The sequence below is a fragment of the Pseudomonas sp. AG1028 genome, from assembly GCF_007993955.1.
Lineage (GTDB): Bacteria > Pseudomonadota > Gammaproteobacteria > Pseudomonadales > Pseudomonadaceae > Aquipseudomonas > Aquipseudomonas straminea.
Window position 1 is genome coordinate 87,699 of record NZ_VIVP01000004.1, and the last position, 24,585, is coordinate 112,283.

The following is a 24,585-nucleotide window of genomic DNA, read 5'->3' on the forward strand; positions in this document are numbered from 1 at the left end:
CATGCGCAAGGTTTTGGTGATCGGCTATGTGTGGCCGGAGCCGCGCTCGTCCGCGGCCGGCAGCCGCATGCTGGAATTGCTCGGGGTGTTTCGCAGCCAGGGCTGGCAGGTCATCTTCGCCAGTGCCGCGGCGCTGTCCACACACCGCGCTGATCTCGCCGAGCTGGAAATCGAGGAAGTCACCGTCGCCCTGAACTGCGACAGCTTCGATCGCTACGTGGCGAGCCTGCAGCCGGATCTGGTGCTGTTCGACCGTTTCTTCACCGAAGAACAGTTCGGCTGGCGGGTAGAGCGCGCCTGGCCAGACGCCCTGCGCGTGCTCGATACCAGCGACCTGCATTGCCTTCGCGATGCCCGTCACGCCTTGCTCAAGGCCAGTCAGCAGGCTTGCGACAGCGAAGCGCAGCGCCAACAGGTCGGTCCGGTGCAGGCCTCAGCGCAGCAATTGTATGCCGCTATGGCCGGCACCGATATGGCCCAGCGCGAGGTTGCGTCGATCTACCGCTGTGACCTGACGCTGATGATTTCCGAATTCGAGATGCAGCTGCTGCAGGAACAGTTTGGCGTGCCGGCGAGCCTGCTACACGACTGCGCACTGATGCTGATCCCGCCCGCGCTGGCCGATCTGCCTTTTGCCGAGCGCGCGCATTTCCTGAGCATCGGCAACTTCCGCCACGCGCCCAACTGGGATTCCGTGCTGTGGCTCAAGCACTCCCTGTGGCCGCTGATTCGCGCGCGCCTGCCCCAGGCGCAACTGCACGTGTACGGCGCTTATCCGCCGCCCAAGGCCACGGCGCTGCACAACCCCAGGCAGGGCTTTCACGTGCTGGGCTGGGTCGACGACGCCCACCGGGTCATGGCCCAGGCTCGCGTCTGCCTGGCGCCTCTACGTTTCGGTGCGGGCATCAAGGGCAAGCTGGCTGATGCCATGGCCTGCGGTACACCGAGCATAACCACCGCCATCGGCAGCGAAGGCATGCACGGCGAGCTGCCCTGGCCGGGCGCTGTCGCGGACGATGCTACGCGGTTTGCCGATGCAGCCGTGCAGCTCCATGAGGATCCAGCTGCCTGGTCGCAAGCCCGCGCTCACGCCGCCCCTCTGCTGGCTCAGCGTTTCGATCGCCCGCGGCTCGCCGCCGAACTGCTGGCCAGGCTCGAACAGCTCATGAACAACCGCGAGCAGCACCGCCAGCTGAACTTCGTGGGCGCCATGCTGCGTCACCACCAGCACAAGAGCACTCAGTACATGTCCCAGTGGATCGCCGCCAAGAACGCCCGCGGAAGTTGACCACTAGGGTGGCATTTTGCCGGTTGTCCTGCCCCAGCTAGGAAGGCCGTCACATATCTGACGCCATGACTGCAGTAGACTTCGCCTACAATCCTTTACGGATCCTGCGGGCGTTGCCGCCAACCAGCGCCCGACCTGACAACAGTCGACAAGAATAAGGTCACCCCCATGCTGAAAAAGCTCGCTGTCGCGGCCGCCTGCGCCCTGACGCTCACCTCTTACGCCGCCGTTGCCCAGGAAAGCACGCTGGTGATCAAGCTTTCCCATGTGGTGGCGGATGACACGCCCAAGGGCCAGGGCGCCCTGATGTTCCAGCGCCTGGTCGACGAACGCCTGGAAGGCAAGGTACGCGTCGAGGTCTACCCCAACTCCTCACTGTATGGCGATGCCAACGAACTGGAAGCGCTTCGCAACAACGAGGTGCAGATGCTGGCTCCGTCGCTGGCCAAGTTCGACCAGTACACCAAGCAGCTGCAGGTGTTTGACCTGCCGTTCATGTTTGATGACCTGGAGGCCGTCAACCGCTTCCAGAAGCGCGCCAAGGGCCGCCAGCTACTGCGCTCGATGGAAGACAAGAACATCGTCGGCCTGGCCTATTGGCACAACGGCATGAAGCAGATGTCGGCGACCAAGGCCCTGCGCCTGCCCGGTGACGCCGCTGGCCTGAAATTCCGTATCCAGAATTCCAAGGTGCTCGATGCCCAGTTCGCCCAACTGGGCGCTACCGCGGTGAAGATGCCCTTCGCCGAGGTCTACAAAGGCTTGCAGAGCGGCCAGGTACAGGGCGCGGAAAACCCCTGGTCGAACATCTACAGCCAGCGCCTGCACGAGGTGCAGCCGTTCATCACCGAAACCAACCACGGCGTGCTCGACTACATGCTGATCAGCAACGCGCGCTTCTGGTACGCCATTCCTCACCAGATCCGCACCGAGCTGGAAGCGATCATCGACGAGGTCACCTATGCGGTGAACCGCCAGGCCGAAGAAGCCAACCAGGCCGATCGCCGCCGCATCGAAGCCTCCGGCAAGAGCCAGATCATCAGCCTCACCCCTGAACAGCGCCAGGCCTGGCGCGACGCGATGCAGCCGGTGTGGCAGCAGTTCGAAGCCGAGATCGGCAGCGACGTGATCAAGGCCGCTCAGGTTGTGAACCGCAAGCGCCACGATTGATCGTTCCACAAACGAAAGAGGCCCGCGTTATGCGGGCCTCTTCGTTTTTGCTCCCAGGCTCAGGCGTGCTGCGCCCCTTCGAACCAGGCCAGCTTCTCGCGTAGCAGCACCACTTCCCCGACGATCACCAGGGTTGGCGCATGCACTTCATGCCGCGCCACCAGATCCGGCAGGTTGGCCAGGGTGCCGGTGAATACCCGCTGATTTTCCGTGGTGCCCTGCTGGATCAACGCCGCTGGCGTGCTGGCAGCGCGGCCGTGGGCGACCAGTTGCTGGCAGATGGTCGGCAGGCCGACCAGGCCCATGTAGAACACCAGGGTCTGGCTGGAGGCCACCAGCTCCTGCCAAGGCAGATCGGCGCTGCCGTCCTTCAGGTGGCCGGTGACGAAACGTACCGACTGGGCATGATCACGATGCGTCAGCGGAATGCCGGCGTAGGCTGAACAGCCGCTGGCCGCGGTAATGCCCGGCACGACCTGGAAGGGAATGCCGTGGGCGGCCAGCTGTTCGATTTCCTCGCCACCACGGCCGAAGATGAACGGATCGCCGCCCTTGAGGCGCAGCACGCGCTTGCCGGCCTTGGCCAGGTCGATCAAGCGCTGGTTGATCTGTTCCTGAGGCACGGCGTGATCGGCGCGGCGCTTGCCCACGTAGATGCGTTCGGCGTCACGGCGGCACAGCTCGACGATGGCCGGGGCGACCAAGCGGTCGTAGAGCACTACGTCAGCCTGCTGCATCAGGCGCAGGGCGCGAAAGGTCAAGAGATCGGGATCGCCGGGGCCGGCGCCGACCAGGTACACCTCGCCCAGCACCTGGGGCGCCGCGCCGTTTATCTTGTCTTCGAGCAGGCGTCTGGCTTCGCCGAGCTTGCCGGCGAATGCGCTCTCGGCGACCGGGCCCTGGAATACGTCTTCCCAGAACACGCGGCGCTGCTGCACGTCCGGGAACAGGCTCTTGACCTGGGCACGGAAGATTTTCGCCAACCCGGCCAACTGGCCGTAGGTGGCAGGGATCCAGGTCTCGATCTTGGCGCGAATCAGGCGAGCCAGCACCGGGGCATCGCCACCGCTGCTGACCGCGACGATCAGCGGCGAACGGTCGACGATGGCCGGGAAGATCACGCTGCACAGCGCCGGTGCATCGACCACATTGACCGGAATACCGAGGGCCTGGGCCTGCTCGGAAATCTGCGCATTGAGCGGGACGTCGTCAGTCGCCGCGATGACCAGCGAGACGCCTTGCAGGTCGCCGGCCTCATAGCCACGCAGCAGCAGCTCCCCTGCTCCTTGCGCGACCAGCTCGCGCAGCTCGCTGACCACGTCGGGCGAAACTACCCGCAGCGTACCACCGGCATCGGCCAGCAGCCGCGCCTTGCGCAGGGCGATTTCGCCGCCGCCGACCACCAGCACGCGACGGTTCTGCAATTTGTGGAACAGGGGAAGGAAGTCCATAGCGAGTCCCGCTTCAGTCGCTCACGGCAGCGACATTGAAAATGGCGACCCCGAGACGAAGCTCGGGGCCTGATTCGTAAGGTGGGCCGGGGGCGCGTAGAGACACTCTATTAGCCCACCGCTGCAATGCCCGGGCGCCCAGGAGCGCCCAAGCCTTCTCGCAGACCCGCTTCAGATGACCTCGATGCCACCCATGTACGGCTTCAGCACGTCCGGCACGCGGATGGTGCCGTCGGCCTGCTGGTAGTTCTCCAGCACGGCCACCAGGGTGCGGCCCACCGCCAGGCCGGAGCCGTTGAGGGTGTGCAGCAGCTCGGGCTTGCCGGTTTCCGGGTTGCGGTAACGCGCCTGCATGCGGCGTGCCTGGAAGTCGCCACAGTTGGAGCACGAGGAGATCTCGCGGTACTTGTCCTGGCTCGGCACCCAGACTTCCAGGTCGTAGGTCTTGGTGGCGCTGAAACCCATGTCGCCGGTGCACAGCGCGAGGACGCGGTATGGCAGCTCGAGCAGCTGCAGCACTTTCTCGGCGTGGCCGGTCAGCTCTTCCAGCGCATCGAAAGACTTGCCAGGCTCGACCACGTGAACCATCTCGACCTTGTCGAACTGGTGTTGGCGAATCATCCCGCGGGTGTCGCGACCCGACGCACCGGCCTCGCTGCGGAAGCACGGCGTATGGGCGACGAACTTGATCGGCAGCTGCTTGGCGTCGACGATCTCGCCGGCCACGATGTTGGTCAGCGACACTTCGGCGGTCGGGATGAGGTAGAAGTCTGCTTCGCCTTCACGGCTGATCTTGAACAGGTCTTCCTCGAACTTCGGCAGCTGGCCGGTACCCTGCAGCGCCGGCGCCTGTACGAGATACGGCGTGTAGGCCTCTTCGTAACCGTGTTCGGCGGTGTGCAGGTTGATCATGAACTGCGCCAGGGCGCGGTGCAGACGGGCGATCGGACCACGCAGCAAAGCGAAGCGCGCGCCGGACAGCTTGGCAGCGGTTTCGAAATCCAGCCAGCCGTGCTGCTCGCCGAGGGCGACATGGTCCTTGATCTCGAAATCGAAGGCCCGCGGCGTACCCCAGCGACGCACCTCGACGTTGTCGTCTTCATCGGCGCCCACCGGCACCGACTCATGCGGCAGGTTGGGGATGCTCAGCAGCAGGTTATCCAGCTCGGCCTGAATGGCGTCCAGTTCGCGCTTGCCCTCTTCCAGCTCGTTGCCCATGCGGTCGACATCGGCCAGCAGCGGCGCGATGTCTTCGCCGCGCTGCTTGGCCTGGCCGATGGACTTGGATCGACTGTTGCGCTCGGCCTGCAGTTGCTCGGTGCGGGTCTGAACGGACTTGCGCTGCGCCTCGAGGGCTTCGACGCGGGTCACGTCCAGTTCATAGCCACGGGTGGCCAGACGCTGGGCAATTTCGTGCAGTTGGCTGCGCACCAGTTTGGAATCGAGCATTTCAGGTTCTCGTCGATCAGAGTTTGGTTAGCGAAAGGCCTGCCCAGGTGGCGAGCAGGCCGCCCAGGACACTCACTGCCACATAGGCCAGGGCCAGTGGCGCCTGGCTGCCTTCCAGCAGGCGCAGGGTGTCCAGGGAAAACGAAGAAAATGTGGTGAAACCGCCCAGCACGCCGACGATCAGTCCTGCCCGAACGGGCAGCGGCACCTCGGGGCGCATCAGGAACAGGCCGTAGAGTACCCCGATCAGCAGGCAGCCGACGAGGTTGACGATCAAGGTGGCGCCATAAAAATGCTGTGGCCAGTTGGCGTTGACCCAGTTGCCGGTGAGAAACCGCGCCAGGGTGCCCAGGGCGCCGCCGACGGCAACCGCGACGATGGTCGTGATCATGGCTTTCTCCGCTGCCGGGGGCTGTTGGCATCCTGGTTGGCCAGATGGGCCAGCTTGTCGCGAATTTTCAGTTCCAGACCGCGCGGCACCGGTTCGTAATAGCGCCGCGGTTCGAGGTCTTCCGGAAAGTAGTCTTCGCCGGCCGCATAGGCATCGGGCTCGTCATGGGCGTAGCGGTACTCGTCGCCGTAGCCGAGCTCCTTCATCAGCTTGGTCGGTGCGTTGCGCAGGTGTAGCGGCACTTCCCGGGAGCCATTTTCGGCGATATCGCGCTTGGCGGCCTTGAAGGCCATGTAGACGGCGTTGCTCTTCGGCGCACAGGCCAGGTAGACGATGGCCTGTGCCACCGCCAGCTCGCCCTCGGGGCTGCCCAGGCGTTCCTGCACGTCCCAGGCGTTCAGGCACAGGGTCAGGGCGCGCGGGTCGGCGTTGCCGATATCCTCGCTGGCCATGCGCACCACACGGCGAGCGATGTACAGCGGATCGCAGCCGCCGTCGAGCATGCGTGCGAACCAGTACAGCGCACCGTCCGGGCTGGAGCCGCGAATCGATTTGTGCAGCGCGGAGATCTGGTCGTAGAACGCCTCGCCGCCCTTGTCGAAACGCCGCCGCGTGTCACCGAGCAGGTCGAGCAGCAGCTCGGTGCTGATGTCGCCGCCGTCATCGGCCAGGTCCGCCGCGTTCTCGAGAAAATTGAGAAACCGCCGGCCGTCACCGTCCGCGGCGCTCTTGAGAATCTCGAAGCTTTCTTCCGGCAGTGTCAGGCGGCGCTCGCCAAGCCCTTTGGGCTCGTTCAGAGCACGGTTTACCAGCTTGCGCAGCGCAGCGTCGTCGAGGCTCTTGAGCACATAGACGCGGGCGCGGGACAGCAAGGCGTTGTTGAGTTCGAAGGACGGATTTTCGGTGGTCGCGCCGATGAAGATCAGCGTGCCGTCCTCGACATAGGGCAGAAAGGCGTCCTGCTGGGACTTGTTGAAGCGATGCACTTCGTCGACGAACAGGATAGTGCGGCGCCCGTACTGAGCAGCGTGCTGCTGGGCGACCTCGACGGCCTGGCGGATTTCCTTTACCCCGGACAGCACCGCGGAAATGGTCTCGAAATGCGCGTCGGTGACCTGGGCCAGCAGGCGCGCCAGGGTGGTCTTGCCCACCCCGGGCGGGCCCCAGAAGATCATCGAATGCAGGGCGCCCTGCTCCAAGGCTTCGCGCAGCGGTTTACCGCGGGCCAGCAAGTGCTCCTGGCCGACGTATTCGTCCAGCGTGGTCGCCCGCAAACGGGCGGCCAGGGGCTGAGCGACGGGTGCGCTGCGAAACAGGTCCACGACTTACCTACTCTTGGATGACGTCCGCACCCTCAGGGATGTCGAAGCGGAACTGCTTGTCATCCAGAGGCTGGTTCATCTTCACGCTCATGAACAGGATGTTGGTGCGCTGGCCGATGCTGTCGATCAGCTGCATGTCGTTGAGCACGCCGTTGCGGAAGGACAGGCGCAGGCTGTCGAACAGGGTGTCCTTGGCCTTGGGCTTGAGGATGAAGTCCACCACGTTGCCGCCTTCCTTGAAGGTGATCTCGAAGTTCTCGCGGATCTGCGACACGTCGCCGGACAGCAGCAGCGCCGGCGTGTGAGTCAGACGCTGGTCGAGGGACTGAATGGTGACCTGCTCCAGATCCGGGTCGTACAGCCAGACCTGCTTGCCGTCAGAAACCAGCAACTGCTCCATGGGCTGGTCGGTGTGCCAGCGGAACAGGCCCGGACGCTTGAGGGCCAGCTCGCCGGCGGTTTCTTGCAGCTGGGTGCCGCTGCCATCGAGCGACAGCTGGGAAAAGCGTGCGGTGATGGTCTGCGCCTGGTTGAGCAGCTCGGTCAGGCGTTTGACCGCTGCCTCGTCGTCAGCGTGGGCGAACAGGCTGGCCGTGGTCAGCACGGCCAGCAGCATCAGGCGAATCAGGCGCATGTGAATCCTCTGTCGGAGTTAGTCGCGGCTCGAACCAGGTGCGATGACCTCGCGCGAGCCGTTGGTATTCATCGGGGTGACGACGCCGGCCATTTCCATGGCTTCGATCATGCGAGCAGCGCGGTTGTAGCCGATCTTCAGCTTGCGCTGCACCGAAGAGATCGAGGCGCGACGGCTTTCCAGTACGAAGTTGACCGCTTCGTCGTACAAAGGATCACTCTCGCTGTCTTCACCGCCCTCACCGCCGCTGCCGCCGTCGAAGCCACCGCCGCCGCCTTCTTCTGCGCCGGCGAGGATGTCTTCGTTGTAATCCGGTGCGCCGCGCAGTTTCCAGGCCTCCACCACGCGGTGCACTTCGTCATCGGACACGAAGGCGCCGTGCACGCGGATCGGCAGGCTGGTGCCCGGTGGCATGTAGAGCATGTCGCCGTGGCCGAGCAGCTGTTCGGCGCCGCCCTGGTCGATGATGGTACGCGAGTCGATCTTGCTCGATACCTGGAACGCCATACGGGTCGGGATGTTGGCCTTGATCAGGCCGGTGATCACGTCCACCGAGGGGCGCTGGGTGGCGAGAATCAGGTGGATGCCGGCGGCACGTGCCTTCTGGGCGATACGGGCGATCAGCTCTTCGACCTTCTTGCCGACGATCATCATCATGTCGGCGAACTCGTCGACTACCACGACGATGGTCGGCAGCGGCTTGAGCAGCGGTGCTTCGTCTTCCATGCTCTCGCGGCGATACAGCGGGTCGGCCAGCGGCTCGCCGGCCTCGATGGCGTCCTTGACCTTGCGGTTGAAGCCGGCCAGGTTGCGCACGCCCATCTTCGACATCAACTTGTAGCGGCGCTCCATCTCGGCAACGCTCCAGCGCAGTGCGTTAGCCGCCTCCTTCATGTCGGTGACCACCGGGCACAGCAGGTGCGGAATGCCTTCGTAGATCGACAGCTCGAGCATCTTCGGGTCGATCATGATCAGCCGCGCGTCTTCCGGGCTCGACTTGAACAGGATCGACAGGATCATCGCGTTGACGCCCACCGACTTACCGGAGCCGGTGGTACCTGCTACCAGCAGGTGCGGCATCTTCGCCAGGTCGGTGATCACCGGCTTGCCGCCGATGTCGTGGCCCAGGGCCAGAGCCACCGGCGACTTGGCGTCGTCGTATTCTGGGGTGGACAGCACTTCGGAGAAGCGCACGATCTGGCGGTTCTCGTTGGGAATCTCGATACCCACGGTGGTCTTGCCGGGAATCACTTCCACGACGCGCACGCTGGTCACCGCCAGCGAGCGCGCCAGGTCCTTGGCCAGGTTTGCGATGCGGCTGACCTTGACGCCGGCAGCCGGCTGGATTTCGTAGCGGGTGATCACCGGGCCCGGGTGGATCGAATCCACCGTGACCTCGACGCCGAACTCCTTGAGTTTGATTTCCAGCAGGTGGCCGACGCCAGCCAGGGATTCGGGCGAGTACTCGACCTTCTTGGCCTCGGCCGGGTCGAGCAGGGAAATGGGCGGCAAGGTGCCTTCCACGGCGCTGTCGACGAACAACGGCACCTGCTTTTCCTTCTGTACGCGCTTGCTCGGTTCCGGCGCCTTGGGCGCTATCGGTGCGGAAATGACTGGCGCCGGGCGGCTTTCGCGCTCGGTCATGTGCTTGTTGAGCGACTCTTCGCGCTCGATCAGGCGTTCCTTGACCTTGGCCTGCTCGCGGCGATCCTTGACCACCGGGGCGGCGACGTCATGCACGCGCTCGTCCACTTCGCGCAGCTGGGCGACGAGTTGCTTGCGATCCTGGCGCGAGCTCCACCAGCGGTTGACCACGCTCTGCACCAGTTCAAGCAGGTCGAGGGTGATCTTGCCGGTCAGGTCCATGACCTTGAACCAGGACAGGTCGGTGAACACGGTCAGGCCGAACAGGAACAGGGCGATGAACAGCAGCGTGCTGCCCTGCACGTTGAGCGCGGCGACGGTCAGTTGCCCGAGGCTTTCGCCCAGCGCGCCGCCGGCCGAGGCCGGCATGTTGGCGCCGCTCTGGAAGTGAATGTAGGCCAGCGCCGCGCCGGACAGCACCAGGAACACCAGGCCGATCAGCCGCCAGGAGAACAGCCAGCCGCTCCAGTGCCACGGTTCGTGGCGTGCGCGAAACACCTGCAGGGCCTTGATGCCCAGCAGCAGCGGAAACAAGTAAGCGAAATAGCCCAGGGCCATGAACAGCACGTCAGCGAACCAGGCGCCGGCACGCCCCGCGGCGTTGTGCACCTGCTCGACGTTGCTGGTGTGCGTCCAGCCCGGATCGGCCGGGTCATAGGTGAGCAGCGCCATCCACACGTAGAGACACAGCGCACCGAGAGCGATCAGGGCGCCCTCTTTGAGGCGATATGGCAATTGCTGACGCCAGGCCGGCGCCGGTGCTGTAGAGCTAGAGTTCTTCAAAACGCATCTGTTCCTGCGCTGCTTAGCGCGCCGAATGATCGGTGGAGGACGAAACGCCGCCATTGTACGGCATGCCGCCGGTGCATTGGGGAACCGATCGCCCGGCTGGCTCCCGCTCGTCCCGTGCTTCGGTGTAGCATAGCGGCCACTATTCGTCCGTGCGGCTCAATTTGAGCATGCATTCTCTTTTGTGACAAAGGCTTATGAGGTGTTTTTATGAGCGAAGTCAAGCATTCCCGCCTGATTATCCTGGGCTCCGGGCCGGCCGGTTACAGCGCCGCCGTATACGCCGCTCGTGCCAATCTGAAGCCTGTCATCATCACCGGTATTCAGCCTGGCGGTCAGCTGACCACCACCACCGAGGTCGACAACTGGCCGGGTGACGTGGAAGGGCTGACGGGACCGGGGCTGATGGAGCGCATGCAGAAACACGCGGAGCGCTTCGAAACCGAGATCATCTACGACCACATCCACACCGCCGAGTTGCAGAGCCGTCCGTTCACCCTCAAGGGTGACAGCGGCACCTACACTTGCGATGCGCTGATCATCGCCACCGGCGCTTCGGCGCAGTACCTGGGCCTGCCCTCCGAAGAAGCGTTCGCCGGCAAGGGCGTGTCCGCCTGCGCGACCTGCGACGGTTTCTTCTACCGCAACCAGGTGGTCGCGGTCATCGGCGGCGGCAACACCGCCGTGGAAGAAGCGCTGTACCTGTCCAACATCGCCAAGGAAGTGCACCTGGTGCATCGCCGCGACAAGCTGCGCTCGGAGAAGATCCTGCAGGACAAGATCTTCGACAAGGCGGCCAACGGCAATATCAAGCTGCACTGGAACCACACCCTGGAAGAAGTGCTGGGCGACGCCACTGGCGTGACCGGCGCGCGCCTGCGCAGCACCCAGGACGGCACCACCAGCGACCTGCCATTGGCCGGCGTGTTCATCGCCATCGGTCACAAGCCGAACACCGACCTGTTCCAAGGCCAACTGGAAATGCGTGACGGCTACCTGCTGGTCAAGGGCGGCAGCGAAGGCAACGCCACGGCCACCAGCATCGAGGGCGTGTTCGCCGCCGGTGACGTGGCCGATCACGTCTATCGCCAGGCCATCACCTCGGCCGGTGCGGGCTGCATGGCCGCCCTGGATGTCGAGAAGTTCCTCGACGACAACTGAGGCTCCGGGCGGGGTGACTCCCGCCCTCCCCCGCTGCGGTCTCGCCAATGCTTACCTGGTTGCAACGCGACTCCCTGACCTTTCCGCCGCTCGACAAGGCGCTGCGCGAACCCAATGGCCTGCTGGCCGCTGGCGGCGACCTGCGCGCCGAGCGGCTGATCGCCGCCTATCGGCACGGCTGCTTTCCCTGGTACCAGGATGGGCAGCCGCTGCTGTGGTGGTCGCCCGACCCGCGTACCGTGCTGTTTCCCAGCGAATTGCATGTGTCGCGCAGCCTGCGCAAAGTCATCCGCCAAGGTTATTTTCAGGTGACCTTCGACCAGGCGTTCACTGATGTCATACGCGCCTGCGCGGCGCCTCGCGACTACGCGGATGGCACCTGGATCACCACGCCCATGCAACAGGCCTATATCGACCTGCACGAGCGCGGCGTCGCGCATAGCGTCGAGGTCTGGCAGGACCAGCAATTGGTCGGCGGGCTTTACGGGCTAGCCATGGGCAGGCTGTTCTTCGGCGAGTCGATGTTCAGCCGGGCCGACAATGCCTCCAAGGTCGGCTTCGCCAGCCTGGTCGAGCAGCTCCTGGCCTGGCAGTTCGAACTGATCGACTGCCAGATGCCGACCCAGCACCTGCACAGCCTCGGCGCCCGCGCGATCAGCCGCCAGGCGTTCGCCGGTTATCTGGAGCGTTTTCTGGATCAGCCCAGCCTGGCCGACTGGCACGGCGCTGGCGACCGGTGACGAGCGCCGTTCTGGCTCGCAGCCCGGCACTGGCATACACTGATTCCAGGCCATTCCCGGGAGTCGATCATGACTGAGCTGGCTCGCCTGAAGTTCTACGCCACGCAACCCCATCCCTGCAGCTACCTGCTCGAGGAACAGGCCACCACGCTGTTTCTCGACCCCAGCCAGCCGATGGACGCGGACATGTATGCCGAGCTCTCCGAGCTCGGCTTCCGGCGTAGCGGCGATCACCTCTATCGCCCGCATTGTCAGCGCTGCACGGCCTGCGTGCCGGCGCGGATTCCGGCTGCCCGCTTTGCCCCCAATCGGCAGCAGCGGCGCATCCTCAAACGTAATGAGTCGCTTGAGGTTCGTGCGGTAAGGCCTTGTTTCAACGAAGAATATTATCAGCTCTACGCGCGCTACATCGAGCAGCGTCATGCCGACGGCGACATGTACCCGCCCAGCCGTGAGCAGTTCTCCACGTTTCTGGTGCGCGACCTTTCTTTCTCCTGCTTCTTCGAATTTCGCGAACAGGGCCGGCTGCTCGCCATCGCCGTGACCGACGTATTGCCCAATGGCCTGTCGGCGGTCTACACCTTCTACGATCCGGACGAAGAGCGCCGCAGCCTGGGTCGCTACGCCATTCTCTGGCAAATCGGCGAAGCGCTGCGCTTGAATCTGCAGGCCGTATATCTTGGCTACTGGATCAAGAACTGCAGGAAGATGAACTACAAGACCCAGTACCGCCCCATCGAGCTCTTCGTCAATCAGCGCTGGGTCGCTCTGACCTGAAATCGACGATTTTCCTGGCCTTTCGCTGCTGAAACAGAGGCAGCCCCTTGGCGTCAACCCTTGTTTTCAGGCACAATGCTTGCCGCTTTTGCCTGGGGCCAGTTGCGCCGGGCCATTCTCTGGATACCGAGGGCTTTACTGCATGTCGAAAGAAGACAGCTTCGAAATGGAAGGCACTGTCGTCGACACCCTGCCCAACACCATGTTTCGCGTGGAGTTGGAAAACGGGCACGTCGTTACCGCGCACATCTCCGGAAAGATGCGCAAGAATTACATCCGCATTCTGACTGGTGACAAGGTTCGCGTAGAGCTGACCCCGTACGACCTGAGCAAAGGTCGCATCACCTATCGCGCTCGCTAACAGGGCAAGAGCACGATTCACTGCTCTGCTCCAGTGACCAATAAAAAGCCCGGCATCTCTGCCGGGCTTTTTATTGGTCACCTGCCTGGAAAGACGGGGCGCGATGAGCGCCCCGCCAACCCTCAGGCCATTTCCGCAGTGGTCTCGAAATCGAACGTCAGCTCGCCGTTTTCGAGATTCACGCGCACCGTACCGCCATGCTCGGAAAGCTCCCCGAAGAGAATCTCCTCGGCCAGGGGACGTTTGATGCGGTCCTGGATCAGGCGAGCCATGGGCCGGGCGCCCATCTGCACGTCGTAACCCTGCTCGGCCAGCCAGTCGCGCGCCGCATCGCTGACTTCGAGCATGACGCGCTTGTCCTCGAGCTGCGCCTGCAGCTCGATGAGGAACTTGTCGACGATGCTCTTGATCGTTTCGTGACTGAGACGGCCGAACTGGATGATGGTATCCAGACGGTTGCGGAACTCCGGCGTAAAGCTCTTCTTGATCACTTCCATGGCGTCGGACGAGTGATCCTGATAGCTGAAGCCGATCGACGCCCGCGATGCGGTTTCCGCGCCGGCGTTGGTGGTCATGATCAGGATCACGTTGCGGAAGTCCGCCTTGCGCCCGTTGTTATCGGTCAGCGTGCCGTGATCCATGACCTGCAGCAGCAGGTTGAAGACTTCCGGGTGCGCTTTCTCGATTTCATCGAGAAGCAGTACGCAATGGGGCTGCTTGGTGATCGCTTCGGTCAGCAGCCCGCCCTGGTCGAAACCGACGTAGCCGGGTGGCGCCCCGATCAGGCGCGACACGGTGTGCCGCTCCATGTACTCGGACATGTCGAAACGCACCAGTTCCACGCCCAGCGCCTTGGACAGCTGGCGAGCCGCCTCGGTCTTGCCGACGCCGGTGGGGCCGGCGAACAGGAACGAGCCGACCGGCTTGTCCGGCGCCTTGAGGCCAGCCCGCGACAGCTTGATGGCGGTGGCCAGCGAATCGATGGCGGCGTCCTGGCCGAATACGGTCAGCTTGAGGTCGCGCTCCAGGTTGCGCAGCAGTTCCTTGTCGGAGCTGCTGACATGTTTCGGCGGAATGCGCGCGATCTTGGCCACGATGTCCTCGACCTGCGGCACGTCGATGCGCTTGACGCGCTTCTCCTGCGGCTGAAGGCGCTGGAAGGCCCCGGCTTCGTCGATCACGTCGATGGCCTTGTCGGGCATGTGGCGATCATTGATGTAGCGAGAGGCCAGCTCCGCAGCTGCGCGCAGTGCTTCGTCGCTGTACTCGATGTCGTGATGCTGCTCGAAGCGCCCCTTGAGGCCCTTGAGGATGCCGATGGTGTCCTCCACCGACGGCTCGACCACGTCGACCTTCTGGAAGCGCCGCGCCAGGGCGCGATCCTTCTCGAAGATGCCACGAAACTCCTGGAAGGTCGTCGAGCCGATGCAGCGAATCTCGCCGGACGACAACGCCGGCTTGAGCAGGTTTGAGGCATCCATCACGCCGCCCGACGCCGCACCGGCACCGATGATGGTGTGAATCTCGTCGATGAACAGGATGGCCTGCGGGCGCTTGCGCAGCTCGGTGAGCAGCGCCTTGAGGCGCTTCTCGAAATCACCGCGGTACTTGGTACCGGCCAGAAGCGCGCCGAGATCCAGGGAGTAGACCACGCTGTCAGCCAGCAGATCCGGTACCTGGTTGTCGACGATGCGCTTGGCCAGGCCTTCGGCGATGGCGGTCTTGCCGACACCGGCCTCGCCGACCAGCAGCGGGTTGTTCTTGCGGCGGCGTGCGAGAATCTGCGCAACGCGCTCGACTTCATGCTCGCGACCGACCAGTGGGTCGATGCGGCCCTGGCGAGCCAGCTCGTTGAGGTTGCTGGCGTAGGCGTCCAGCGGATTGCCCGAGGAAGATGACTCGCCGCCCTCTTCGTCCTGCATTTCCGGGTCGGCTTCGGGCGACGCGCCCTGCCCGGGCACCTTGGAGATGCCGTGAGCGATGAAATTGACCACGTCGATACGGGCCACGCTCTGCTGCTTGAGCAGGAACACGGCCTGGCTCTCCTGCTCGCTGAAGATGGCGACCAGCACGTTGGCGCCGGTGACTTCGCGCTTGCCGGAGCTCTGCACGTGGAATACCGCACGCTGCAGCACGCGCTGGAAGCCCAGCGTCGGCTGGGTTTCGCGCTCTTCGTCGTGCTGGGGGATCAGCGGCGTGGTGGAGTCGATGAATTCCTGCAGGTCACTGCGCAGCTTGTCCAGGCTGGCCCCGCAGGCGCGCAGCACGCTGGCTGCAGCTTCGTTGTCTAGAAGAGCCAGCAGGAGGTGCTCCACGGTCATGAATTCATGACGTTTCGCGCGGGCCTCCTTGAAGGCCAGGTTGAGGGTGACTTCGAGCTCTCGATTTAACATAGCTTCACCTCATGCCAAGCGGCCGGCGTTAACCGTCCTTCTCGATTTCACAGAGTAATGGGTGCTGGCTTTCACGCGCGTACTGATTGACCTGCGCGGCCTTGGTCTCGGCGATATCGCGGGTGTAGAGCCCACAAACGGCGCGACCTTCGGTGTGCACGGTCAACATGATCCTGGTTGCCACCTCGCGATTGAGGTTGAAGAAGGTCTCGAGTATCTCGACAACGAAATCCATGGGGGTGTAGTCATCATTGAACAAGACCACCTTATAGAGCGGAGGCGCCTGCAATGCCGGCTTGGATTCCTCAACGGCCAGGCCTGATGAGTCGTCCTCATGCGGTGCGGGTCGATCCTGATTGAATGTTAGTCGAATCTGGCTACTTGCATGCATGCTGGATAAAAGGTTCGTGGGGGTGGATGGAGCGGGCCGCAAAAATAAGACCCGTTTATCGTCGTTTCGTGCGATGCCTTGACTATCCGTCAAAGGGTGTTACAACCAAAGGATACCCCTACGGGGCGAAAGGGCTTGCGTTCGCCGGGCGATGTCCGCGGGCGCTGGATCTAATGTGGATGATACTCCAGCAGTGGGGTTCCTTGCAGAGGGATATCGGCATGCTAAGTGGTAAGGTCAAGTGGTTCAACAACGCCAAGGGCTACGGATTCATCCTGGCCGACGGCCGAGATGAGGACCTGTTCGCCCATTACTCGGCCATCCAGATGGATGGATACAAAACCCTGAAGGCCGGCCAGGCCGTCAGCTTCGATATCATTCAGGGCCCCAAAGGTCTCCATGCCGTTAACATCAGTGCCGCCCAGGCCAGCCAGGACAAACCAACCCCGGCAGCCAGCCCAGCACGCGCCACAGCGGTCGGCGCCTGATCTCGCTGCTTGACACAACCGGCCCATGTGGCCGGTTTTTTATAGGCGCAGCAAAAATAGTACAGCCTTCAAGTTCGTTGCCGAGCGCCAAGACCAATCTCTTCACTACGGCCATGAGCAACTTGATGCGACGGTTTGATATACTCGGGCGCTGACTGAGTAGTCATAAGGGCGCCTTTGCCTGGAGTACGGCTTCCAGCACTCGTCGCGCGTGCCCTGTCAGGCGATCCAGATACCGCCATCAGGCAGCTGCGACACCCAACATCATCGGGATGGAACTTCGAATTCACCTCATTGATGCCGCGCTGTGGCCAGAAGCCACCTCACCCGGATCAGTGCCGTGCAAGTTCAGTAAAGAGAGAGTTAAATCAAATATGACCACACGCTCGAAGATCATTTACACCCTCACCGACGAAGCCCCAGCGCTCGCGACCTACTCCCTGCTCCCCATCGTCAAAGCCTTCACCGCCTCCTCCGATATCGCCGTCGAGACCCGCGACATTTCGCTGGCCGGCCGTATCCTGGCGCTGTTCCCCGAGTTTCTGACCGATGCTCAGAAACAGGGTGATCACCTCGCCGAGCTGGGCGCCCTGGCCACCACGCCAGAAGCCAACATCATCAAGCTGCCGAACATCAGCGCCTCGGTGCCGCAGCTCAAGGCCGCCATCAAGGAGCTGCAGAGCCAGGGTTACGCCCTGCCCGACTATCCGGACGCCGACGACAGCGAGCAGGCGCGCGACATCCGCAGCCGCTACGACAAGGTCAAGGGCAGCGCCGTGAACCCGGTCCTGCGTGAAGGCAACTCCGACCGCCGCGCACCGCTGTCGGTCAAGAACTATGCCCGCAAGCACCCGCACAAGATGGGCGCCTGGACTGCCGACTCCAAATCCCATGTCGCGCACATGGAAAGCGGCGACTTCTACGGCAGCGAGAAAGCGGCCCTGATCGACGCCAAAGGCAGCGTGAAGATCGAACTGGTCGGCGCTGACGGCAGCACCACCGTGCTGAAAGAGAAAACCAGCGTGCTGGCTGACGAAGTCCTGGATTGCTCGGTGCTGAGCAAGAAGGCCCTGCGCAGCTTCATCGCCGCTCAGATCGAAGATGCCAAGAAACAAGGCGTGCTGTTCTCGGTGCACCTGAAAGCCACCATGATGAAGGTCTCCGACCCGATCATCTTCGGCCAGATCGTCGCCGAGTTCTACAAATCGGCCCTGGAGAAGCACGCTGCTGCCCTGCAGGAAGCCGGCTTCAACCTGAACAACGGCATCGGTGACCTGTACGCCAGCATCAAGAAGCTGCCGGCCGACAAGCAGGCCGAAATCGAAGCCGACATCAACGCCGTCTACGCCGATCGTCCGGCACTGGCGATGGTCAACTCCGACAAGGGCATCACCAACCTGCACGTGCCGAGCGACGTGATCGTCGACGCCTCGATGCCGGCGATGATTCGCGACTCGGGCCGCATGTGGAACACCGCGGGTGAGCTGCAAGATGCCAAGGCAGTGATCCCGGATCGCTGCTATGCCGGTATCTACCAGGCCGTGATCGAAGACTGCAAGGTCAATGGCGCCTTCAACCCGACCACCATGGGCAGCGTGCCGAACGTTGGCCTGATGGCGCAGAAAGCCGAAGAGTATGGCTCCCATGACAAGACCTTCCAGATACAGGCCGCCGGCGTGGTTCGCGTCAGCGATGCCAACGGCAAGGTACTGATGGAGCAGAAGGTCGAGGAAGGCGACATCTTCCGCATGTGCCAGACCAAGGACGCGCCGATCCAGGACTGGGTAAAGCTGGCCGTCAACCGCGCCCGTCTGAGCAACACCCCGGCGGTGTTCTGGCTGGACCCGGCCCGTGCCCACGACGCCGAGATGATCAAGAAGGTCGAGAAGTACCTGAAGGATCACGACACCAGCGATCTGGACATCCGCATCCTCGCGCCGGTCGAAGCCATCAAGTTCTCCCTGGCGCGCATCCGCGAAGGCAAGGACACCATCTCGGTGACCGGCAACGTGCTGCGCGACTACCTGACCGACCTGTTCCCGATCATGGAGCTGGGCACCAGCGCCAAGATGCTGTCGATCGTGCCACTGATGAACGGCGGTGGCCTGTTCGAAACCGGCGCTGGCGGTTCGGCGCCCAAGCACGTGCAACAGCTCGTCGAAGAGAACTTCCTGCGTTGGGATTCTCTGGGTGAGTTCCTCGCTCTGGCTGCTTCCCTGGAGCACCTGGGCAACACTTACGACAACCCGAAAGCACTGGTGCTGAGCAAGACTCTGGACCAGGCCACCGGCCAGTTCCTCGACAACGATAAGTCGCCGGCGCGCAAGGTTGGCGGTATCGATAACCGTGGCAGCCATTTCTACCTGGCGCTGTACTGGGCCCAAGCCCTGGCAGCCCAGAGCGAAGATGCCGCCCTGCAGGCGCAGTTCGCACCACTGGCCAAGACCCTGACCGACAGCGAAGCCAAGATCGTTGCCGAGCTCGGCGCGGTACAGGGCAAACCGGCAGACATCGGTGGCTACTACGCACCGGACAAGGCACTGACCGAAAAAGTCATGCGCCCGAGCGCGACCCTCAACGCTGCCCTGGCTTCCCTGGCCTGAGCAGCCTGTTGTTCTAGCGACACCGACAACCCCGGCCTCGTGCCGGGGTTGTCGTTTTCAGTATTCGAAAAGGAGTCAGCATGACCTGGCACGCACATGTCACCGTCGCCACCATCGTCGAACACGAGGGGCGTTTTCTGTTCGTCGAGGAGCTCAAGGGGGGACGCCTGGTGCTCAATCAGCCCGCCGGCCACCTGGAGCCGAAGGAGAGCCTGCAGCAGGCAGCCGTGCGCGAAACGCTCGAGGAGACCGGCTGCGACGTCGAGTTGACGGGCGTTACCGGCATCTATCTGTACACCGCGCCGAGCAACGGCGTGACCTATCAACGCATCTGCTTCGTCGCCAACATGGTAAAGCACCATGCCGAGCGTGCGCTGGACAGCGACATCAGTGGCATCCGCTGGCTCACGTACGACGAACTGCTGGCCGAGCGCGGCCGCCTGCGCAGCGAGCTGGTGCTGCGCTGCCTGGATGACTACCTGGCGGGCGCCCGCCTCCCACTCAGCTTCATCCACGACCCCATGTGAACGCCGCCCGTGCGCGGCAGACTGAAACACGTCGCGCATCCTGTTAGAATCTCGCCCCTTTGAAGCCCGTATCGATCCCGACCATGCAAGATTCAGCCACCCAGCGCGTCATCGTCGGCATGTCCGGCGGTGTCGACTCCTCCGTCTCGGCCCTGCTCCTGCTCGAAGCGGGCTATCAGGTCGAAGGCCTGTTCATGAAGAACTGGGACGAAGACGACGGCACCGAGTACTGCACCGCCATGGACGACCTGGCGGACGCCCAGGCCGTGTGCGACCGCATCGGCATCAAGCTGCACACCGCCAACTTCGCCGCCGAGTACTGGGACAACGTGTTCGAGCACTTCCTGGCCGAGTACAAGGCCGGGCGCACGCCCAACCCGGACATCCTCTGCAACCGTGAAATCAAGTTCAAGGCGTTTCTCGACTACGCCCTGATGCTCGGTGCCGACCTGATCGCCACCGGCCATTACGTGCGCCGCCGCGATATCGACGGGCGCAGCGAACTGCTCAAGGGCCTGGACCCGAACAAGGACCAGAGTTACTTCCTGCACGCCGTGGGCGGCGAGCAGATCGCCAAGACCCTGTTCCCGGTCGGCGAGCTGGAGAAGCCCGAAGTGCGGGCGATTGCCGAGAAGTACGAGCTGGCCACCGCCAAGAAGAAGGATTCCACCGGTATCTGCTTCATTGGCGAGCGCCGTTTCAGCGACTTCCTCAAGCAGTACCTGCCGGCGCAGCCAGGCAACATCGAAACTACCGAGGGTGACGTGATCGGCAAACATCACGGCCTGATGTACCACACCATCGGCCAGCGCCAGGGCCTGGGTATCGGAGGCCTCAAGGATGCCGGCGACGAGCCCTGGTACGTGCTGCACAAGGACCTGACCCGCAACGTGCTGATCGTCGGCCAGGGCAACGAGCATCCCTGGCTGTTTTCCCGCGCCCTGCATGCCTCGCAGATCTACTGGGTCAACCCCGTGGCGCTCGATGCCCCTCGGCGCCTGACCGCCAAGGTGCGTTACCGCCAAGCTGACCAGGCCTGCACCCTGGAGCGCACCGCCGATGGCTACCGCGCTACGTTCGAGCAACCCCAGCGTGCGGTCACGCCGGGGCAGTCCGTGGTGTTCTATGAAGGTGACGTCTGCCTCGGCGGCGGCGTGATCGAGAGCGCCGAACCCTGGAGCGAGGGCGCACCGCGATGAATCCCATTCAAGAGCAGCTGATCGCCCTGGGCGCGGTGTTTCAGGCCGCGGTGATGGTCGACAAGATCGCCAAGACCGGCCAGGCCGCCGAAAGCGAAGTGACCTGCCTGATCAACAGCCTGCTGGTACGCGATGCCAACGGCACGCTGGACGTGTACGGCGGTGATGACCTGAATTTGCGCGACGGTTACCGCGCCCTGGTCAGCGCCCTGGAACGTGACCCCACCAGCCTGCAGCGCGAGCCGCTGCGCTACGCCCTCGCCCTGCTCGGCCTGGAGCGACAGCTCGACAAGCGCGGCGACCTGCTGCAACTGATGGGCAATCGCCTGGACCAGATCCAGAGCCAGGCCGACCATTTCGGCATTGGCCACGAGAACGTCATTTCTTCCTGTGGCGCGCTGTACCAGGACACCATCAGCACCTTCAAGCAGCGCATTCAGGTGCAGGGCGACAGCCGCTTCCTGCAACAACCGGCCAATGCCTCGAAGATTCGCGGCCTGCTGCTCGCCGGGATTCGCTCGGCACGCCTGTGGCGCCAACTGGGCGGGCATCGCTGGCAGCTGGTGTTCAGCCGCCGCAAATTGCTGCGCGAGCTCTACCCGATGCTGCGCGGCTGATCCGCCGCACCCTTCATGCATTTCATCCGTCGATTCGCCGGGCGGCAGCGCTGATAGCCGCCCGGATTCGTGTATGATATGCGCCCTTTTCAACGCCCGACTGTCCGAGAACGCCTCCCATGCAGCTTTCCTCGCTCACCGCGGTTTCGCCCGTAGACGGCCGCTATGCCGGCAAAACCAGCGCCCTGCGCCCCATTTTCAGCGAATACGGCCTGATCCGCTTCCGCGTCCAGGTGGAAGTCCGCTGGCTGCAGCGCCTCGCCGCCCATGAGGGCATCAGCGAAGTGGCGCCCTTCTCCGCCGAGGCCAACGCCCTGCTCAACGAGCTGGCGGAAAACTTCGCCGTCGAGCACGCCGAGCGCGTCAAGGAAATCGAGCGCACCACCAACCACGACGTCAAGGCCGTGGAATACCTGCTCAAGGAGCAGGCTGCCAAGCTGCCGGAGCTGGACAAGGTCAGCGAGTTCATCCACTTCGCCTGCACCAGCGAGGACATCAACAACCTGTCCCACGCTCTGATGCTGCGCGAAGGCCGTGACGACGTGCTGCTGCCGCTGATGCGTCAGATCGCTGCCGCCATCCGCGAGCTGGCGGTCAAGTTCGCCGACGTGCCGATGCTGTCGCGCACCCACGGCCAACCGGCATCGCCGACCACCCTGGGCAAGGAGCTGGCCAACGTCGTGTACCGCCTCGAGCGGCAGATCACCCAGATCGCTGCCGTACCGCTGCTGGGCAAGATCAACGGTGCCGTGGGCAACTACAACGCTCACCTGTCGGCCTACCCGCAGGTCGACTGGGAAGCCAATGCCCGCCAGTTCATCGAAGGTGACCTGGGCCTGCAGTGGAACCCCTACACCACGCAGATCGAGCCCCACGACTACATCGCCGAACTGTTCGACGCCATTGCGCGCTTCAACACCATCCTCATCGACTTCGATCGCGATATCTGGGGCTACATTTCCCTCGGCTATTTCAAGCAGAAGACCGTCGCTGGTGAGATCGGCTCGTCGACCATGCCGCACAAGGTCAACCCGATCGACTTCGAGAACTCCGAAGGCAACCTCGGTATCGCCAATGCGCTGTTCCAGCACCTGGCCAGCAAGCTGCCGATCTCGCGCTGGCAGCGTGACCTGACCGACTCCACCGTACTGCGCAACCTCGGTGTCGGCTTCGCTCACAGCGTGATCGCCTACGAAGCAAGTCTCAAGGGAATCAGCAAGTTGGAGCTCAATACTCAACGTATTGCTGAAGACCTGAATGCCTGTTGGGAAGTGCTCGCCGAGCCGATCCAGACGGTCATGCGTCGCTACGCCATTGAGAACCCCTACGAGAAGCTCAAGGAGCTGACGCGCGGCAAGGGCATCACGCCCGAGGCGCTGCTGGCCTTCATCGACGCGCTGGACATGCCCGCTCCTGCCAAGGAAGAGCTCAAGCAGCTCACTCCGGCCAACTACATCGGCAACGCCGTGGCTCAGGCCAAGCGCATCTGACCGACGGGCACGCCCGAGAACGCCCGGCTGACGCCGGGCGTTTCTTTTTATAAGCACCGATAAATATCAAGGACTTACAGATGAATCCTGATGCTCCTCTTCAGCTATTGGGTGGCCTGAGCGCACGCGAGTTCCTGCGCGATTACTGGCAGAAGAAGCCCTTGCTGGTGCGCCAGGCCATCGCCGATTTCGAGAGCCCGATTTCTCCCGATGAACTGGCTGGCCTGGCCCTTGAGGAAGAAGTCGAGTCGCGCCTGGTGCTCGAACACGGCGAAACCCCGTGGGAGGTTCGCCGCGGCCCATTCGCCGAGGATGCGTTCGCCGATCTGCCGGAGCGTGACTGGACCCTGCTGGTGCAGGCCGTCGACCAGTTCGTGCCCGACGTCGCCGAGCTGCTGGAGCAGTTCAAGTTCCTGCCCAAGTGGCGGATCGACGACGTGATGATCAGCTTCGCCACGCCAGGTGGCGGCGTTGGCCCGCACTTCGACAACTACGACGTATTCCTGCTGCAGGCCCATGGTCGCCGCCGCTGGCAGATCGGCCAGATGTGCGACGCCCAGAGCCCGCTGCTGCCGGATCTGGACATGAAGATCCTGGCTCAATTCGATCAAACTGAAGAATGGGTGCTCGAGCCCGGCGATATGCTCTATCTGCCGCCGCTCCTGGCCCACTGTGGCACCGCCGAGGACGATTGCATGACTTATTCCGTGGGTTTCCGCGCACCCAGCGCGGCCGAAGTTCTGACCCATTTCACTGACTTCCTTGGCCAGTTCCTGCCGGACGAAACGCGCTACAGCGACGCAGGCACCGCGCCGACCAGCGACCCGCACGAGATCCAGCGTGACGCCCTCGAACGCCTCAAGGCGCTGCTCGCCGAACACATGAGCGACGAGCGCCTGCTAATGACCTGGTTCGGCCAGTTCATGACCGAGCCCAAGTATCCGGAGCTGGTCGAAGGCATCGAGATCGACGAGGACGGCTTCCTCGATCAGCTCGAGGACGGCGCCATTCTGGTTCGCAACCCGAGCGCGCGCCTGGCCTGGTCGGAAGTCGGCGATGGCCTGGTACTGTTCGCCAGCGGGCAGAGCCGCCTGGTCTCCGCCAGCCTGCGCGAATTGCTGAAGATGATCTGCTCGGCCGACGCCCTGCATCTGGAAAACCTCGGCCCATGGCTGGGCAACGACGAGGCCCGCGAGCTGGTGCTCGAATTGGCCAAGCAAGGAAGCCTGGAGTTTGCTGCCGATGAATGACCTGCACGTACGCATCGCCGACTGGCACAAGGATTACGAAGAGCTGCATCGCATCCGCGAAACCGTCTTCGTCGCTGAACAGGCCGTGCCGCCTGAACTGGAATGGGACGCCGAAGACAGTGATGCCGTGCATTTTCTCGCCTGCGAAGGCGACTACCCGATCGGTACGGCGCGCCTGCTCGCCGACGGCCAGATTGGCCGGGTAGCGGTACTCAAGGACTGGCGCGGCCTGAAGGTCGGCGAAGCCCTGCTGCAGGCGGTGATCGCCGAAGCGGAAAAACGTGGCCTGAGCCAGCAAATGCTCAGTGCCCAGGTGCAGGCGACGCCGTTCTATGAAAAGCTGGGCTTCACTGTAGTGAGCGAGGAGTACCTGGAAGCCGGTATCCCTCACGTCGACATGGTGCGCAGCAGCTGATCTCAGCCGTGGCACACCGGTGCCACAGAGGTCAG

22 protein-coding genes are annotated in these 24,585 nt (G+C 63.4%); 14 read left to right on the plus strand and 8 right to left on the minus strand.

Annotated features, from left to right (window positions below):
* The first annotated feature begins 1 nt into the window (after position 1).
* Entirely contained in the window at positions 2–1,288 is a 1,287-nt protein-coding gene (locus FB481_RS07640; RefSeq protein WP_147175768.1) for a glycosyltransferase family 4 protein, read from the plus strand.
* 168 nt (positions 1,289–1,456) lie between these two features.
* A complete protein-coding gene (locus FB481_RS07645) occupies positions 1,457–2,458 on the plus strand; it encodes a TRAP transporter substrate-binding protein (protein WP_147175769.1) in 1,002 nt (333 codons plus the stop codon).
* A gap of 59 nt (positions 2,459–2,517) precedes the next feature.
* Here FB481_RS07645 and cysG read toward each other — a convergent pair whose 3' ends face one another.
* From cysG to ftsK, 6 genes are all read right to left on the minus strand, one after another.
* Positions 2,518–3,909: a siroheme synthase CysG gene (gene cysG, locus FB481_RS07650; RefSeq protein ID WP_147175771.1), complete on the minus strand. Its 1,392-nt coding sequence runs from the start codon at positions 3,907–3,909 to the stop codon at positions 2,518–2,520.
* Positions 3,910–4,080: 171 nt separating this feature from the next.
* The gene (serS, locus tag FB481_RS07655; RefSeq protein WP_147175773.1) at positions 4,081–5,358 is read right to left on the minus strand and encodes a serine--tRNA ligase; all 1,278 of its coding nucleotides are present in this window, start codon (positions 5,356–5,358) and stop codon (positions 4,081–4,083) included.
* Positions 5,359–5,374: 16 nt separating this feature from the next.
* On the minus strand, positions 5,375–5,749 hold the full coding sequence (crcB, locus tag FB481_RS07660) for a fluoride efflux transporter CrcB (protein WP_147175775.1): 375 nt from the start codon (positions 5,747–5,749) through the stop codon (positions 5,375–5,377).
* Complete coding sequence (locus FB481_RS07665) at positions 5,746–7,071, minus strand: replication-associated recombination protein A (protein ID WP_147175777.1); 1,326 nt, start codon at positions 7,069–7,071, stop codon at positions 5,746–5,748. The genes crcB and FB481_RS07665 overlap by 4 nt, the downstream gene beginning before the upstream one ends.
* Positions 7,072–7,078: 7 nt before the next feature.
* Positions 7,079–7,705, minus strand: a complete 627-nt coding sequence (lolA, locus tag FB481_RS07670; protein ID WP_147175779.1) for an outer membrane lipoprotein chaperone LolA — start codon at positions 7,703–7,705, stop codon at positions 7,079–7,081.
* Positions 7,706–7,723: 18 nt separating this feature from the next.
* A complete protein-coding gene (gene ftsK / locus FB481_RS07675) occupies positions 7,724–10,132 on the minus strand; it encodes a DNA translocase FtsK (protein WP_147175781.1) in 2,409 nt (802 codons plus the stop codon).
* A 216-nt stretch (positions 10,133–10,348) separates the two neighbouring features.
* On the opposite strand from ftsK, the gene trxB reads away from it, so the two are divergent.
* The 4 genes from trxB to infA all read left to right on the plus strand — a co-directional run bounded on the left by trxB (position 10,349) and on the right by infA (position 13,177).
* Entirely contained in the window at positions 10,349–11,299 is a 951-nt protein-coding gene (trxB, locus tag FB481_RS07680; RefSeq protein WP_027910772.1) for a thioredoxin-disulfide reductase, read from the plus strand.
* A 47-nt stretch (positions 11,300–11,346) separates the two neighbouring features.
* Positions 11,347–12,039 carry a leucyl/phenylalanyl-tRNA--protein transferase gene (gene aat, locus FB481_RS07685; protein ID WP_147175783.1) on the plus strand — a complete coding sequence of 231 codons (693 nt, stop codon included), beginning with the start codon at positions 11,347–11,349 and terminating at the stop codon, positions 12,037–12,039.
* A gap of 69 nt (positions 12,040–12,108) precedes the next feature.
* Positions 12,109–12,816, plus strand: a complete 708-nt coding sequence (locus FB481_RS07690) for an arginyltransferase (protein WP_075930294.1) — start codon at positions 12,109–12,111, stop codon at positions 12,814–12,816.
* A 142-nt stretch (positions 12,817–12,958) separates the two neighbouring features.
* Positions 12,959–13,177, plus strand: coding sequence for a translation initiation factor IF-1 (infA, locus tag FB481_RS07695; protein ID WP_002553999.1), 219 nt, complete (start codon positions 12,959–12,961; stop codon positions 13,175–13,177).
* Positions 13,178–13,299: 122 nt separating this feature from the next.
* On the opposite strand, the gene clpA is transcribed toward infA, so the two are convergent.
* Entirely contained in the window at positions 13,300–15,570 is a 2,271-nt protein-coding gene (gene clpA / locus FB481_RS07700; RefSeq protein ID WP_147175785.1) for an ATP-dependent Clp protease ATP-binding subunit ClpA, read from the minus strand.
* Positions 15,571–15,598: 28 nt separating this feature from the next.
* Positions 15,599–15,961: an ATP-dependent Clp protease adapter ClpS gene (gene clpS, locus FB481_RS07705; RefSeq protein ID WP_074887722.1), complete on the minus strand. Its 363-nt coding sequence runs from the start codon at positions 15,959–15,961 to the stop codon at positions 15,599–15,601.
* Positions 15,962–16,182: 221 nt separating this feature from the next.
* Between clpS and cspD the strand changes: the two genes are divergently transcribed.
* From cspD to FB481_RS07745, 8 genes are all read left to right on the plus strand, one after another.
* Positions 16,183–16,449: a cold shock domain-containing protein CspD gene (gene cspD / locus FB481_RS07710; RefSeq protein WP_147175787.1), complete on the plus strand. Its 267-nt coding sequence runs from the start codon at positions 16,183–16,185 to the stop codon at positions 16,447–16,449.
* Positions 16,450–16,823: 374 nt separating this feature from the next.
* Positions 16,824–19,052 carry an NADP-dependent isocitrate dehydrogenase gene (locus FB481_RS07715; protein WP_147175789.1) on the plus strand — a complete coding sequence of 743 codons (2,229 nt, stop codon included), beginning with the start codon at positions 16,824–16,826 and terminating at the stop codon, positions 19,050–19,052.
* A gap of 80 nt (positions 19,053–19,132) precedes the next feature.
* Positions 19,133–19,579 (plus strand): NUDIX hydrolase, encoded by a 447-nt coding sequence (locus tag FB481_RS07720; protein ID WP_147175791.1) that lies wholly within the window; start codon positions 19,133–19,135, stop codon positions 19,577–19,579.
* An 83-nt stretch (positions 19,580–19,662) separates the two neighbouring features.
* A complete protein-coding gene (mnmA, locus tag FB481_RS07725) occupies positions 19,663–20,778 on the plus strand; it encodes a tRNA 2-thiouridine(34) synthase MnmA (RefSeq protein WP_147175793.1) in 1,116 nt (371 codons plus the stop codon).
* Positions 20,775–21,395, plus strand: coding sequence for a high frequency lysogenization protein HflD (gene hflD, locus FB481_RS07730; RefSeq protein ID WP_075930300.1), 621 nt, complete (start codon positions 20,775–20,777; stop codon positions 21,393–21,395). The genes mnmA and hflD overlap by 4 nt, the downstream gene beginning before the upstream one ends.
* Positions 21,396–21,514: 119 nt before the next feature.
* Complete coding sequence (gene purB / locus FB481_RS07735; RefSeq protein ID WP_147175795.1) at positions 21,515–22,885, plus strand: adenylosuccinate lyase; 1,371 nt, start codon at positions 21,515–21,517, stop codon at positions 22,883–22,885.
* 80 nt (positions 22,886–22,965) lie between these two features.
* On the plus strand, positions 22,966–24,135 hold the full coding sequence (locus FB481_RS07740) for a cupin domain-containing protein (protein WP_075930302.1): 1,170 nt from the start codon (positions 22,966–22,968) through the stop codon (positions 24,133–24,135).
* Positions 24,128–24,550, plus strand: coding sequence for a GNAT family N-acetyltransferase (locus FB481_RS07745; protein WP_013791415.1), 423 nt, complete (start codon positions 24,128–24,130; stop codon positions 24,548–24,550). Before FB481_RS07740 ends, FB481_RS07745 begins: the two co-directional genes overlap by 8 nt.
* Positions 24,551–24,585: the final 35 nt, after the last annotated feature.